This is a genomic window from Halorubrum depositum, assembly GCF_007671725.1.
Lineage (GTDB): Archaea > Halobacteriota > Halobacteria > Halobacteriales > Haloferacaceae > Halorubrum > Halorubrum depositum.
Map to the genome: position 1 here is coordinate 949,620 of NZ_VCNM01000002.1, position 13,619 is coordinate 963,238.

13 protein-coding genes are annotated in these 13,619 nt (G+C 70.5%); 6 read left to right on the top strand and 7 right to left on the bottom strand.

Annotated elements, in window-relative coordinates; genetic code table 11:
• Positions 1–328: 328 nt before the first annotated feature.
• On the bottom strand, positions 329–1,723 hold the full coding sequence (gene aroA / locus FGM06_RS12240; RefSeq protein ID WP_144799517.1) for a 3-phosphoshikimate 1-carboxyvinyltransferase: 1,395 nt from the start codon (positions 1,721–1,723) through the stop codon (positions 329–331).
• 142 nt (positions 1,724–1,865) lie between these two features.
• Here aroA and FGM06_RS12245 point away from each other — a divergent pair, with 142 nt between their 5' ends.
• Positions 1,866–2,393, top strand: coding sequence for a multiprotein bridging factor aMBF1 (locus tag FGM06_RS12245; RefSeq protein WP_144799518.1), 528 nt, complete (start codon positions 1,866–1,868; stop codon positions 2,391–2,393).
• Between the two features lie 33 nt (positions 2,394–2,426).
• On the opposite strand, the gene FGM06_RS12250 is transcribed toward FGM06_RS12245, so the two are convergent.
• The gene (locus tag FGM06_RS12250; protein WP_144799519.1) at positions 2,427–2,840 is read right to left on the bottom strand and encodes a disulfide bond formation protein B; all 414 of its coding nucleotides are present in this window, start codon (positions 2,838–2,840) and stop codon (positions 2,427–2,429) included.
• Positions 2,837–3,640, bottom strand: coding sequence for a DICT sensory domain-containing protein (locus tag FGM06_RS12255; protein WP_144799520.1), 804 nt, complete (start codon positions 3,638–3,640; stop codon positions 2,837–2,839). The genes FGM06_RS12250 and FGM06_RS12255 overlap by 4 nt, the downstream gene beginning before the upstream one ends.
• 149 nt (positions 3,641–3,789) lie before the next feature.
• On the opposite strand from FGM06_RS12255, the gene tpiA reads away from it, so the two are divergent.
• The 5 genes from tpiA (at position 3,790) to FGM06_RS12280 (ending at position 9,034) form a co-directional block, all read left to right on the top strand.
• Positions 3,790–4,434, top strand: coding sequence for a triose-phosphate isomerase (gene tpiA / locus FGM06_RS12260; RefSeq protein WP_144799521.1), 645 nt, complete (start codon positions 3,790–3,792; stop codon positions 4,432–4,434).
• Between the two features lie 204 nt (positions 4,435–4,638).
• Positions 4,639–6,570 carry a molecular chaperone DnaK gene (gene dnaK / locus FGM06_RS12265; protein WP_186311013.1) on the top strand — a complete coding sequence of 644 codons (1,932 nt, stop codon included), beginning with the start codon at positions 4,639–4,641 and terminating at the stop codon, positions 6,568–6,570.
• Between the two features lie 81 nt (positions 6,571–6,651).
• Positions 6,652–7,815 carry a molecular chaperone DnaJ gene (gene dnaJ, locus FGM06_RS12270; RefSeq protein WP_144799523.1) on the top strand — a complete coding sequence of 388 codons (1,164 nt, stop codon included), beginning with the start codon at positions 6,652–6,654 and terminating at the stop codon, positions 7,813–7,815.
• A 47-nt stretch (positions 7,816–7,862) separates the two neighbouring features.
• Positions 7,863–8,183 (top strand): cupin domain-containing protein, encoded by a 321-nt coding sequence (locus FGM06_RS12275; protein ID WP_144799524.1) that lies wholly within the window; start codon positions 7,863–7,865, stop codon positions 8,181–8,183.
• Positions 8,184–8,290: 107 nt separating this feature from the next.
• Positions 8,291–9,034, top strand: a complete 744-nt coding sequence (locus FGM06_RS12280) for an acyl-CoA synthetase family protein (protein ID WP_144799525.1) — start codon at positions 8,291–8,293, stop codon at positions 9,032–9,034.
• A gap of 31 nt (positions 9,035–9,065) precedes the next feature.
• On the opposite strand, the gene FGM06_RS12285 is transcribed toward FGM06_RS12280, so the two are convergent.
• From FGM06_RS12285 to FGM06_RS12300, 4 genes are read right to left on the bottom strand one after another with little or no spacing between them, the layout of a single operon-like run.
• Positions 9,066–10,406 carry an ABC transporter ATP-binding protein gene (locus FGM06_RS12285; protein WP_144799526.1) on the bottom strand — a complete coding sequence of 447 codons (1,341 nt, stop codon included), beginning with the start codon at positions 10,404–10,406 and terminating at the stop codon, positions 9,066–9,068.
• Entirely contained in the window at positions 10,399–11,439 is a 1,041-nt protein-coding gene (locus FGM06_RS12290; RefSeq protein WP_144799527.1) for an ABC transporter ATP-binding protein, read from the bottom strand. Before FGM06_RS12290 ends, FGM06_RS12285 begins: the two co-directional genes overlap by 8 nt.
• On the bottom strand, positions 11,439–12,623 hold the full coding sequence (locus FGM06_RS12295) for an ABC transporter permease (RefSeq protein ID WP_144799528.1): 1,185 nt from the start codon (positions 12,621–12,623) through the stop codon (positions 11,439–11,441). Before FGM06_RS12295 ends, FGM06_RS12290 begins: the two co-directional genes overlap by 1 nt.
• 7 nt (positions 12,624–12,630) lie before the next feature.
• On the bottom strand, positions 12,631–13,605 hold the full coding sequence (locus FGM06_RS12300) for an ABC transporter permease (RefSeq protein WP_144799529.1): 975 nt from the start codon (positions 13,603–13,605) through the stop codon (positions 12,631–12,633).
• Between the last annotated feature and the right edge of the window lie 14 nt (positions 13,606–13,619).

The following is a 13,619-nucleotide window of genomic DNA, read 5'->3' on the forward strand; positions in this document are numbered from 1 at the left end:
CTAGTCGACTCCGGATCGTCGGTGAGGACATCCAAAGCCCCAGCCGCGACGACTCGCGTGGCTCGCTGCGCGCTTCAGTCGCTCGCGTTGCTCGCTCCTTGCAGTGCTTGCGTCGCCAAGCGTCGTCCTCGCGGCTGCCCCTTTGAGTCCCACCCGGCCGCACAGCAACCGCACCTCACGCCTCCCCAGCCTCGCGGCTCCCTACGGTCGCCGCGTCCCTCGCGCGTGCTCCTCCCGGCCTATCGGCCGCTCGGAGGCACGCGCCACCGCACCGCCGTTTATTCATATATAATTACCGTCGCAGTCTGGCGGTCTTTATATATCTCGTCTACTCGCTCGCGCCGTCGCGTTCGACGGCCATCCCGAGGTCGGCCATCGCGTCGAAGAAGTCCGGGAAGGAGACGTCGACGTGCTCGCCGCCCCGGATCGTCGTGGTGCCCTCGGCGGCGAGGGCGGCCACGGCGAGCGCCATCACGATCCGGTGGTCGGCGCGGCCGTCGACGGTCGCGCCCCGCAGGTCGCTCTCGGAGCCGTGAATCGTCAGGACGTCCGGCTCCTCGGTCGTCTCGGCGCCCAGCGTCGTCAGCTCCTCGGCCATCGCGGCGACGCGGTCCGTCTCCTTGTACCGGACGTGCTCGCAGTTCGTGATGCGGGTGTCGCCCTCGGCGACCGCCCCGAGCGTGGCGATGGTGGGGAGCAGGTCGGGCGTGTCGCCCACGTCGACCTCGACGCCGGAGAGGTCGGAGCGCCGGACGGTGATGACGCCCCCGTCGCGGTCCCACTCGACGTCTGCGCCCATGCGCTCCGCGATCCCGACGATCGCGGAGTCGCCCTGCGCGCTCGGACGGGCGCCCTCGATCCGGACCGCCTCTCCGGGCTCGGCGGCGATCGCCCCGGCGGCGACGAGGTAGGAGATCGAGGAGAAGTCGCCGGGGACGGCGTAGCTCCCGCCGGCCGGCGTGTACGACTGGCCGCCCTCGACGACAAACCCCGCCGCGCCGGCGGCGCCGTCGAGCGCCTCGCCGTCGTCGCCGACCGGCGTCGCCTCCACCCCAAAGTCGTCGAGCAGTTCGAGCGTGATGTCGACGTACGGCGCCGACTTGAGGGGGGTCGTCAACTCGACGTCGATCCCCCGGTCGGTGACCGCGCCGGCCATCAGCAGCGCGGTGACGTACTGCGAGGAGACGTCGCCCGGGATCGCCACCTCGCCGCCCGCGAGGGGGCCGGAAACGACCAGCGGCGCCTGCCCGTTGCCGCGGGTCGACTCCGCGCGCACGCCGAGGTCGCCGAGGGCCGTCAGGAGCGGTCCCTGCGGGCGCGACCGGAGCGACCCGTCTCCCGTCAGCACCGTCGCGCCGTCCGCGAGCGCGGCTGCGGCCGTGACCAGCCGCATCGTCGTCCCGGAGTTCGCGCAGTCGATCACGTCGTCGGGAACCGACGGGCGACCGCCGAAGCCGTCGACGGCGAGCGCCTCGGCATCGTCGGGGACGAGCGCGTCGGCGGTGTCGGCGGCATCGGCGTCCCCGCCGGATTCCGGCCCGACCGCGCCGCCGAAGGCGGTCACGGCGCGGGCGGTCGCCCGCGTGTCCGCGGAGACGAGGGGGGACCGCACGGTCGCGCCGTCGCTGTACCCCGCGGCGAGCAGCGCGCGGTGCGTGTAGCTCTTCGAGGGCGGCGCGCGAGCGGTCCCCCGAACGGTCGAGTTGGTGACGTGGGCGTCCATACCGTCCCTGCCGTCCCCGGCGACAAGTCGGTACCGGACGCGGCACGATTGGGCGGGCGGGCGCCGTCCACGGTGCGAGCCGAATCGGCCGGCGGAGCGCCCCGGCGCACCCTTTATACCACCGGGAGCGTTACCGTCGCGTATGCCCCAGTGTGAGATGTGCGGCGCCGACCAGGCCTCGCTGACGACGACGAAGGTCGAAGGCGCCGAGCTGGAGCTGTGTAGCTCCTGTACGGACTTCGGCACCGAGGTCCGCGACGAGTCCACCGGCTCCGGCGGCGGCAAGTACTCCACGAGCTCGAGCACCGGGAAGTCGTCCTCCTCGTCGTCGTCCTCCGGGTCCGGCGGCTCCTCGGGCGGCTCGACGCGGCCGCGCGACATGTTCGACGACATGGACGAGATCGCCACCGACTACGACGATCAGATCCGGAACGCCCGCGAGTCCCGCGGGCTGAGCCAGGAGGAGCTGGCCGACCAGCTGAACGAGAAGGCCAGCCTCATCCGCAAGCTCGAACGCGGCGACACCCTCCCGACCGACGAGGTCCAGCGGAAGCTGGAGCGCGCGCTCGACGTCTCGCTCGTCGAGGGCGAGTCGGTCGAGGACGCCGATTGGGACAGCGGCGACTCCGGGACGATGACGCTCGGCGACGTGGTCAAGCGGAAGGACTGAAGCGGTCGCCTCGCGACGTTCGCCGCTCCGCTCTTATTCGACGCGCAGCCACGTCCCGCCGAGAAGCACCGCGAGCAGCGCGAACGCGACGAGCGAGAGGTTCGGGATCGTGAGCCCGAGCGCCGGGCTCTGCCACTGGACCGTCGCGCACGGGCCGCCGAGCGTGCACTGCGCCTGCGTCGCCTGGAGGTAGGAGTGGTACGTCGAGAGGCCGAGTCCGAGCCCCGCGAGCGGCAGTGCGGTCCGCGCGACCGCCGGCCTCCCCTCGATCGCCGCGACGCCGATCACGACGACGAGGGGATACATGAGGATCCGCTGGTACCAGCACAGGTCACAGGGCGCGAGCCCGAGCCCGAGGCTGAACCAGAGGCTCCCCGCGGTCGCGACCGTCGCGACGAGCGTCGCGGCCGACAGCCAGACGGCCGCCTCCGGGAAACGGCTATTCACACCGTCGCTCCCCCCTCGTCCGTCCGTTCGGAATCCCCGTACTGCTCGGTCAGGTAGCCGATGATGTAGTCGACGGTCTCGGGGTCGTAGCTCCAGAAGCCGAAGAACTCGCCCGGGGCGCGCTCCTCGGCGAGCAGCGCGCACTTCGCGTCGTCGTAGCCGCCGCCGTCGTACGCGACGAACCAGGTCTCGCGGATCTCCGCGGTCTCGCCGACGTGCACGGTGTAGTGTTCCACGTCGGGCGGGTTGCCCTCGTTCGCCGCGTACGCGTGGACGTCGAGCCGCTCTTTGCCGCCCAGCAGGTCGTAGGTGTCCGCCTCTCCGGTGAGTACATCGAGGGTCTGGAAGCCGGCGTGGAGCTCACCGTCGCCGACGCGCCACGCGCGGTCCTCGATCTCCCGAGACGCGGCGACCATGTCGGCGTGGGAGTAGGAGGTGAACATCGTCTCGTCGAGGTGATCGAGGATCGGTTCGCCGACCCGTCGCCGGTAGCCGGCTCCGACCTCGGCGGTCGCGTCGTCGCCGGCCGCGTCCCCTTCGGCCGAGCCGTCGTCGGCCGCCCCCGTCTCCCCGCCGACGCCGGGGAGGAGTTCGTCGACCGTGGCGGCCGTGACGAACTCGCCGTCGCGCGAGAGGACGGCGTACCCGTCCGGCCCCCCGTCGGTCCGCTCCTCGACGATCCGGACGTTGCGGTCGGCGAAGTGCTCGCGGAGCTCCTCCGTGACCGCCGGGTCGGCGTTGAAGACGGTCAGCGTGGCCTCGCGAGCCTCCACGCCGGCGATGAGCTCGATGAGGGACATCGTTCGTTCCGACCCACAGCACCGGGGTATAAGGACGTTTATGCTCCCTGCGGTGTGACGGGGCGAGTCGGCGGGCGGAACCGCGTCGATCTCCGGCGCAGCGTCGCCGGAGCATGAAGGTATTTGCGCCCGCGGCCCCGAGCCCGGATATGTTCATTCTGGTGAACCTCAAGGCGTACCCGTGCGATCCGATCGAAGTCGCGACCGCCGCCCGCGACGTCGCCGAGGCGGCCGGCGCCCGGATCGCGGTCTCGCCGCAGGCGGCCGACCTCGCCCGTGTCGCCGACACCGGCGTCGAGACGTGGGCCCAGCACGTCTCGCCGAACGACCACGGCTCCCACACCGGGTCGACGCTCGCCGAGGCCGTCGCCGCCAACGGCGCCGAGGGGACGCTGATCAACCACTCGGAGAAGCGGCTGAAGCTCGCCGACGTCGACGGCGCCGTCCGCGCCGCCGAGCGCGCCGACCTGGAGACGATCGTCTGCGCGAACAACCCCGCACAGGTGGGCGCGGCCGCCGCGCTCGGCCCCGACGCCGTCGCCGTCGAACCCCCCGAGCTCATCGGCGGCGACGTCTCCGTCTCGACGGCCGACCCGGGGATCGTCGAGGACGCGGTCGCGGCCGCCGACGCGGTCGACCCCGCGGTCGACGTGTTCTGCGGCGCCGGCGTCTCGACCGGCGAGGACGTGGCCGCCGCGGGCGACCTCGGCGCGTCCGGGATCCTGCTGGCCTCCGGCGTGGCGAAGGCCGACGACCCGCGGGCGGCGCTGGAGGACCTCGTCTCCGGGCTCTGAGCGCGGCGAGGGCCGCTGGAACCGCTCGATCGTACCACACCGGCGACCGTCGCGGGTCCCTGCGCTTGCGGATCTGTATAAAGACACCGGTGCGAGCGGTTCACACGATCGTCGAAACCGCACGACGTGAGCGGGATCGGCTGTCCGGTGAGATCGCGCCGTCTAGTAACCTTTAACCGACACAAGCCGCTAACTTTGGCTAAGATGGCGAGCAACAAGATCCTCGGTATCGACCTCGGTACCACCAACTCCGCGTTCGCGGTGATGGAGGGCGACGAGCCCGAGATCATCGCGAACGCGGAGGGCGACCGGACGACGCCCTCCGTCGTCGCCTTCGCCGACGACGGCGAGCGGCTCGTCGGGAAGCCGGCGAAGAACCAGGCCGTCCAGAACCCCGACCGCACGATCCAGTCGATCAAGCGGCACATGGGCGAGGACGACTACACGGTCGAGATCGGGGACGACGACTACACGCCGGAGCAGGTCTCGGCGATGATCCTCCAGAAGATCAAGCGCGACGCCGAGGAGTACCTCGGCGACGACGTCGAGAAGGCGGTCATCACCGTCCCTGCGTACTTCAACGACAAGCAGCGCCAGGCGACGAAGGACGCCGGCGAGATCGCCGGCTTCGACGTCGAGCGCATCGTCAACGAGCCGACCGCCGCCTCCATGGCGTACGGCCTCGACGACGAGTCCGACCAGACCGTCCTCGTGTACGACCTCGGGGGCGGCACGTTCGACGTCTCGGTCCTCGACCTGGGCGGCGGCGTCTACGAGGTCGTCGCCACGAACGGGGACAACGACCTCGGCGGCGACGACTGGGACGAGGCGCTCATCGACCACATCGCCGACGAGTTCCGGAACGACCACGGGATCGACCTCCGCGAGGACCGGCAGGCGCTCCAGCGCCTGAAGGACGCCGCCGAGGAGGCGAAGATCGAGCTGTCGAACAAGAAGGAGACCACCGTCAACCTCCCCTTCATCACCGCGACCGACAGCGGCCCGGTCCACCTCGAGCAGTCGATCACCCGCGCGACGTTCGAGAACCTCACCTCGGACCTCATCGGGCGCACCGTCGAACCGACCGAGCAGGCGCTCTCCGACGCCGGCTACGGCAAGGGCGACATCGACGAGGTCATCCTCGTCGGCGGGTCGACCCGGATGCCGCAGGTCCAAGAGCAAGTCGAGGAGCTCGTCGGCCAGGAGCCGAAGAAGAACGTCAACCCCGACGAGGCGGTCGCGCTCGGCGCGGCGGTCCAGGGCGGCGTCCTCTCCGGCGACGTCGACGACATCGTCCTGCTGGACGTCACCCCGCTCTCGCTCGGGATCGAGGTGAAGGGCGGCCTCTTCGAGCGGCTCATCGAGAAGAACACCACCATCCCGACCGAGGAGTCGAAGGTGTTCACGACGGCCGCCGACAACCAGACGTCGGTGAACGTCCGCGTCTTCCAGGGCGAGCGCGAGATCGCCGAGGAGAACGAGCTGCTCGGCGCGTTCCAGCTCTCCGGCATCCCGCCGGCGCCCGCGGGCACCCCGCAGATCGAGGTCTCGTTCAACATCGACGAGAACGGCATCGTCAACGTGGAGGCCGAAGACCAGGGCTCGGGCAACGCCGAGTCGATCACCATCGAGGGCGGCGTCGGCCTCTCGGACGAGGAGATCGACCAGATGCAGGAAGAGGCCGAGAAGCACAAGGAGGAGGACGAGGCCCGCCGCGAGCGGATCGAGGCCCGCAACGAGGCCGAGACGACGATCCAGCGCGCCGAGACCCTCTTAGAGGAGAACGAGGAGGAGCTCGACGACGACGAGCTCGTCGCCGACATCGAGGCGGCCATCGAGGACGTCGAGGAGGTCCTCGAAGACGAGGACGCCGACACCGACGAGATCGAATCGGTCACCGAGGCGCTCACCGAGCAGCTCCAGGAGATCGGCAAGCAGATGTACGAGGGACAGGCCGCGCAGGCCGGTCCGGGCGGCGCCGGCGGCGCTGCCGGCGGTCCGGGCGGTCCCGGCGGCATGGGCGGCGCGGCAGGTCCGGGCGGTGCGGCCGGCCCCGGCGGCGCGGGCGCCGACGGCGACGGAGACGAGTACGTCGACGCCGACTTCGAGGACGTGGACGACGACGACGAGGAGTAGCGTCGACCACGCGTCGGCCGTCGGGAGGACGGGCCCCTTAACACGACCCAGCCACGAACGACTCAACAACGAACGTAACGCATGAGCGAAGATTTCTACGACGTCCTCGGCGTGTCGCGGGACGCCAGCGAGGAGGAGATCAAGAAGGCGTACCGCAAGCAGGCCGCCGAACACCACCCGGACGTCAGCGACGACGACGACGCCGAGGAGCGGTTCAAGAAGATCCAGAAGGCCAAGGAGGTGCTCACCGACGAGGAGAAGCGCCGCCAGTACGACCAGCTCGGCCACGACCGCTTCACCGAGGCCGACAAGCGCGGCGCGACGGGCGGCGGCCCCGGCGGCGCCGGCGGGCCTTTCGGCGGCGCCGGCGGTGCGGGAGGAGCCGGCGGCTTCGAGGACATCTTCAACCAGTTCTTCGGCGGGGGCGGGGGCCGCGGCGGCCGCGGCGGCCGCGACGATCGCCCGCGGCAGGGCCAAGACCTCCGGACGGGACTCACGATCGACCTCGAGGAGGCGTTCGAGGGCGCCACGAAGGAGGTCACGCTCACCCGACCCACGGCGTGTAGCACCTGCGACGGCGCGGGGCACCCGCCGGACGCCGACGTGGAGACCTGTCCGCAGTGTAACGGGCGCGGGCAGGTCCAGCAGGTCCAGCAGACGCCGCTCGGCCGCGTCCAGCAGACCTCGACGTGCCCGCGCTGCGAGGGCGAGGGCGAGCTGTACAGCGAGGACTGCGCCGACTGCGGCGGCGACGGCGTCGTCCGCGAGGAGGCGACGCTCTCCGTGGAGATCCCGCCGGGGATCCGCTCCGGGCAGAGCCTCCGGATGGAGCGCGAGGGCGCCCCCGGCGAGAACGGCGGGCCCAACGGCGACCTGCTGATCGAGGTCGACGTCGACGTGGGCGACCGGTACGAGCGCGACGGCGACGACCTCCGCGTCAGCGAGGCGATCTCCTTCCCGCAGGCCGTCTTCGGCGACACGGTCGAGGTCGAGACCGTCGACGGCACCGTGGAGATGGACGTTCCCGCCGGCACCCAGAGCGGCGAGACGTTCCGGCTCGAGGGGAAGGGGATGCCTCGGCTGCGTCGGCGCGGCCGCGGCGACCTCTACGTGCAGGTCGGCGTCGTGATCCCGGACTCGCTCAACGAGGAGCAGCGCGAGGCGCTGGAGGCGTTCGCCGAGGCCGGCGGCGAGGACATCGACGTCGGCGGCGGCTTCTTCGAGCGGCTGAAGAGCTCCTTCTGACCGCTCTCGTCCCGTAGTTTTTCCAACACGCGCCACGTACTGCGGATATGGGCTACGACACCACCGCCTACGACGACGTCGAACCGCGCGCGCCGGGGATGTACTTCCTCCGCGACGCGCTCGACTGCGAGAAGCTCGGCGTGACCGTCGTGGAGGCCGACGACGGCTGGGAGGGGATGGAACACGACCACGCCGACGCCGACCACGAGGAGGTGTACGTGCTGCTCCACGGCGCGGCGACGCTGACGGTCGACGGCGAGCCCGTCGAGCTCGGCCCCGGCGACGCGGTCCGGGTCGACGCCGACTCCACGCGCGACCTCGCCTTCTCCGCCGACGGCTCGCGGATGGTCGTCGCCGGCGCGCCCTGACGCGGGGCGCGCCCTGACACGAGGCGCGCCCCCGGCCTCCCACGGGATCGGCGCGCCCGACCGCGCCACTCCTCGTTTTTAAGTCTCGGCCGCTCCGAGCCCCGGATATGGATGTGGTCGGGGACCTCCTCGCGCGGGATCGACGGAGCCGGGACGTCGCGCTCGTCACGCCCGACGGGCGCGAGCGCACGTACCGCGACCTGATCACCAACGCGTACAAGGCGGCGAACGTGCTCCGCTACCTCGGCGCGCGCGAGGGGTCGACCGTCGCCGTCGAGCCGGCGCCGGGGCTCCACACGACGCTCGCCTTCCTCGGCGCCGCCGGACTCGGCGCGCCGGTCCGGTTCGACCCCGCGGCGGGGATCGTGCGCGGCGACCGCGTCGTCCTCGTCGACGTCGCCGACGAGTCGACGACCGAGCCGGCGCCCGGTACCAGCCTCGCCGCCTTCGGCGGCCCGCCGGAGCGACCGGAGACGACCCACTGGGAGCAGGAGCTGTGGAGCGAGAACCCGGGAATGCCCCCGAGCGGAGTCGGCCCGGACGATCCCGTCCTCCGCGGAGCGAACGGCGACGAGCCGGACGAGGCCGGCGACGTCTCCCACCGCGCGCTCCTCGACGCCGCCGGGTCGGTCGTCGACGAACTGAGGCTCGAACAGGGCGACAGGGCCGTTCTCCGCGGCGACCTCGCGGACTCCCGGGCGCTGGCCGCGGGCGTCGTCGCGCCGCTCGCGGCGGGCGCGACGTCGGTCCTCGCGGGCGAGGCGACGGACGACGGTGAACCGACCGTGACCGTCGAGCGGGAGGACGGCGACTCGCCTCGGGTGACGCTCCCGACGGTCGGCGATCGCTAGGACGAAGCGGGCGAGAACGGCGGCGATCGCCTCAGTCGTCGGCCGGGTTCAACGGCGCCGACCGGTCCCGCTCGTGGAGGAGACACGCCGACTCGTGACCGGCCCCGTGGTCGGTCCGCTCCGGAACGGTCTCCTCGCAGGGCGTGGTGACGCGCTCGGAGAGCGTCGCGGCCGCGCCCTCGGGGTCGCCGTCGAGCGCCTCGTCGAGCGCCGCGTCGAGCAGCGACTCCATCTCGGCGGCGGGTACCGCCTCCTCGACGTCGAACTCTCGGCGGATCTGGCCTTTCACGGCCTCGGGCGTCGCCTCGGCGTCGCTCCCGGTCCGGAAGTTCTCGCGGATCTGCTCGACGTCGACGCTGCCGGCGGCGAGCGCGTCCCGGAGGTTCAGGAGTCCCCGCCAGCTCGACTGGTCGAGGTCGACGTCATCCGGCTGGATCACCTTGTGGCATCGGGTGTGGAACCGACAGCCGGAGGGCGGGTCCTCCGGACTCGGCACGGTCCCCGTCAGTTCGATGCCCTTCGCGGTCGAGCGCGGGTCCGGCGTCGGGATCGCCGAGAGCAACGCCTCCGTGTACGGGTGCTGCGGGTCGGCGAACACCCGGTCCGTCGGTCCGATCTCGACGATCTCGCCGAGGTACATGACCGCCACCCGGTCGCATATCTCACGGATGACGGACATGTCGTGGCTGATGAACAGAAGCGAGAGGTCGAACTCCGCCTGGAGGTCGGCGATCAGGTCGAGGATCTCCGCCTGGATCGAGACGTCGAGCGCGGAGACCGGCTCGTCGGCGACGATGAGCTCCGGGTTCAACACCAAGGCGCGGGCCAGCGCGATCCGCTGCTTCTGGCCGCCGGAGAACTCGTGCGGGTAGCGGTCGTAATCCGCGGGCGAGAGCCCGACCCGCTCGAGCAGGTCCTCCACGATGGCCCGCCGCCGGTGGCGGTCGGACATCCCGTGGATCTGGAGCATCTCCGCGACCGCGCTCCCGACCGACATCCGCGGGTCGAAGCTGGAGGAGGGGTCCTGGAAGATCATCTGGGCGTCGCGGCGGAACGCCTTCAGCTCCCGGTCGTCGAAGCGCGTCACGTCGTTCGGGTGCGTGCCGTCGGCGTTCCGGGTCGCGCCGCCTCGCCCGCCGCCGTTGAAGATCACCTCGCCGCCCGTCGGATCCTCCAGCCGGACGATGGAGGTCGCCGCCGTGGACTTCCCGCAGCCGGACTCGCCGACGAGCCCGAGCGTCTCCCCGGGCGCGATGTCGAAGCTGATGCCGTCGACGGCGCGAGCGGCGCCGACCCGCCGATTCAACAGGCCCTTCCGGATCGGGTAGTGCTTCTCGAGGTCCCGCACGGAGAGGAGCGGCTCCTCAGTCATCGGCGGAGCGCACCCCCTCGTCGTCGGCGCCCGCGTCCGGAATCCCGTCGCGGACGACGGAGTCGTCGCGGCCCGGACGGTAGTGAACGCAAGAGGCGCGCTGTCCCGGGTTGATCTCGATCTCCTCCGGCTGGTCGCCGGTCACGCAGGCGTCGACCGCGTGCTCGCACCGCGGGGCGAACCGGCAGCCGTCCGGGGGGTCGAGGGGATCGGGGAGCGTCCCCGGGATCCCGCCCTTCTTTCCGCCGATCTCGGGCAGGCAGTTGAGGAGCCGCTGGGTGTACGGGTGCGCGGGGCGCTCGAAGACGTCGAGCACGTCGCCCCGCTCCATCACCTTGCCAGCGTACATCACGACGATGCGGTCGGCGATCTCGGCGACGACGCCGAGGTCGTGGGTGACGAAGAGGACCCCCATGTCGAACTCCGCCTGGAGGTCCTCGAGGAGCCGGAGGATCTGCGCCTGCACCGTCACGTCCAGCGCCGTCGTCGGCTCGTCGGCGATCAGCAGGTCGGGGTCGCCGACGAGCGCCATCGCGATCATCACGCGCTGCTTCTGCCCGCCGGAGAACTCGTGCGGGTAGTCGTCGAACCGGGAGCTGGCGTTCGCGATCCCCACCCTGTCCATCAGGTCGATCGCCTTCGCCCGCGCCTCGTCGTCGGAGACGTCGCGGTGGATCTGCAGCGCCTCGACGATCTGCCACCCGACCGTGTAACAGTGATTCATCGCCTCCTGCGGGTTCTGGAAGATGTGCGCGATCTCGTAGCCGCGGATCTCGCGGAGCTCCGGCTCGCTCATCTCCAGGAGGTCGCGGCCCTTGAACCGGACCGACCCCTCGACGCGCCCCGGCGGCTCCTTGACGATCCGCGTCACCGACTCCGTCGCCACCGTCTTCCCGGAGCCCGATTCGCCGACGATACAGACGGTCTCGCCCTCGTCGACCGAGAAGTCGATCCCGTCGACCGCCGTGAGTTCGCCGCTGTCGGTGCTGAACGTCGTCGTGAGGCCTTCGACCTCGAGCAGTGGGGTGGACATTACGCGTTCTCCGCCTCCGCTTCGGGGTTTAAGGCGTCCAGCAGCGCGTCGCCGATGAAGTTGAACGCCAGGATGGTCAGGAACAGCACGATGCCGGGAGCCAACACGATCCACGGGGCGAACGCCAGGTCGCTCCGCCCGGCGGAGATCAGCTGTCCCCACGAGGGGACCGCCGAGTCGCCGATCCCGAGGAACGCGAGCTGCGCCTCGGCGAGCAGGAAGCCGGGAATGAGCAGCGTGAGCTGCGTGATGATGCTGCTCGCCACGTTGGGGACGACGTGTTTCCGGACGACGCGGTACGTGCTCGCGCCGCTGATCCGGGTCGCCTTGATGAACTCCTCCTCGGAGACGGACAGCGACTTGCTGCGCACGTACCGCGCGGTGCCGCCCCACGCGAACGCCGAGAAGACGAGGATGAACATCCCCAGCCCGGCGCCGTAGATGTACAGGATGAGCAGGAACATCAGGAACGTCGGGAACGAGAGGATGATGTCGACGAACCGCATCATCACCTCGTCGACCCAGCCGCCCGCGTACGCGCTGACGGTGCCGAACGTGATGCCGATCGCCGCGACGATCGTCGTCGTGATGAAGGCGATCTGCATGCTGATCGTCATCCCGTAGACGACCCCGGCGAACACGTCCTTCCCGCCGCGGGTGGTCCCGAGCGGGTGCTGCCACGTCCCCTGACACCGGCCGTTCGCGACCTCGCCGACGCAGTTCGCGACGTTCGCCGCGTCGATCGAGAGGAACACCGGCGGCTGGTGGCCGGTGAGGATGCTCTGTTCCGGCGCGCTGATGAGGAGCGGACCGACGAGCCCGCCGACGAACACGATCCCCAGCCACCCGAGACTGACGACAGCGGGGCGGTTCCGCCTGAACTCCGTCCAGTAGTACCGCGTCATCCGCGGGTTCTGGTACAGCGGGAGGAGTAGGTAGAAGACGAACAGGAACAGCGTGAAGACGAAGGCGTAGTCCAGCGGGTCGAGGTTCCTGCCGAGGCCGATGGCCTGGAACGTCGCCTCGCGCTCGCCGACGAACAGGTAGTCGTACAGCCAGAGGAGCGCCAGCGGCAGCGTCGCCGCCAGCATGCCGATCGAGTTTATCGACAGGTCGAACCGGCCCGACTGAGAGAGCTCGCTCCAGTCGACGCGGTCGAACTGCTCCGGTTTCTCGGTTGCCATGTGTGAGTTATCTGTCGTCGTAGTTGATCCGCGGGTCGAGCACGGTGAACACCAGGTCCTCCAGCAGGTTGCCGACGACGGCGACGAACGTGAACACGAGCGTCGACCCCAACACGAGGTTGGTGTCCTGCGAGAGGAGCGCCTCGAAGGTCAGTCTGCCGAGTCCGGGGATGCCGAAGACGACCTCCACGAGCAGCGACGAGCCGATGAAAAGCGCCAGGAGCTGTCCGACGAGCGTCGTCGACACCGGCACCATCGTCGGCCGCATCACGTGGTAGGCGTACGCGCGAAGCGGCGAGACGCCCTTCGCCTTCGCCGTCTTCATGAAGTCGGAGTTCTGGAACTCCGCGGACTCGTTCCGCGAGACCCGCATCGTCGCGCCGATCGAACCCGTCACGAGCACGAACACCGGTAATATCAGCTGTCTGGCGTTCTCCAAGCTGAACACCGGGGCGCTCGTGTCGTACGAGATGGGGACCGCCTCGAACCAGACCCCGAAGACCAGAAGCAGGATGATCCCGAAGAAGAAGTTCGGGATGGCGTAGCCGAAGAACGCGAACCCGGTCGCGACGTGGTCCCGCCAGCTGTACATGTTCGCCGCGGAGTAGACGCCGACGAGCGGCCCGAGGGTTATCGTGAGGACGGTCCACGGGATCGAGTACTGCGCGGTGTAGTAGAGCGCCTGTCCCATCGCCTCGATCACCGGCTGGCTGCGGCTCTCCGACCAGCCCCAGTCGAGGGTGTAGACGCTCCGGATGAAGTCCATGTACCGGACGTACAGCGGCTGGTTGAGGCCGCGGAGCTCGCGTTCCCGCTCGACCGCGGCCGCCGGGTCACCGCCCTGCAGCGCGGCCTGCGTCGCCGCCTCGCGGATCGCCGGGTTGGGCGCGGCCGCGAGCAGGAGGAACGTGATCGTGGTGATGATCAGCGAGACGACGACTGCCCACAGCACGCGCGCGCCGACGTACTTTCCGAATCCCATTATGATAGTCTAGG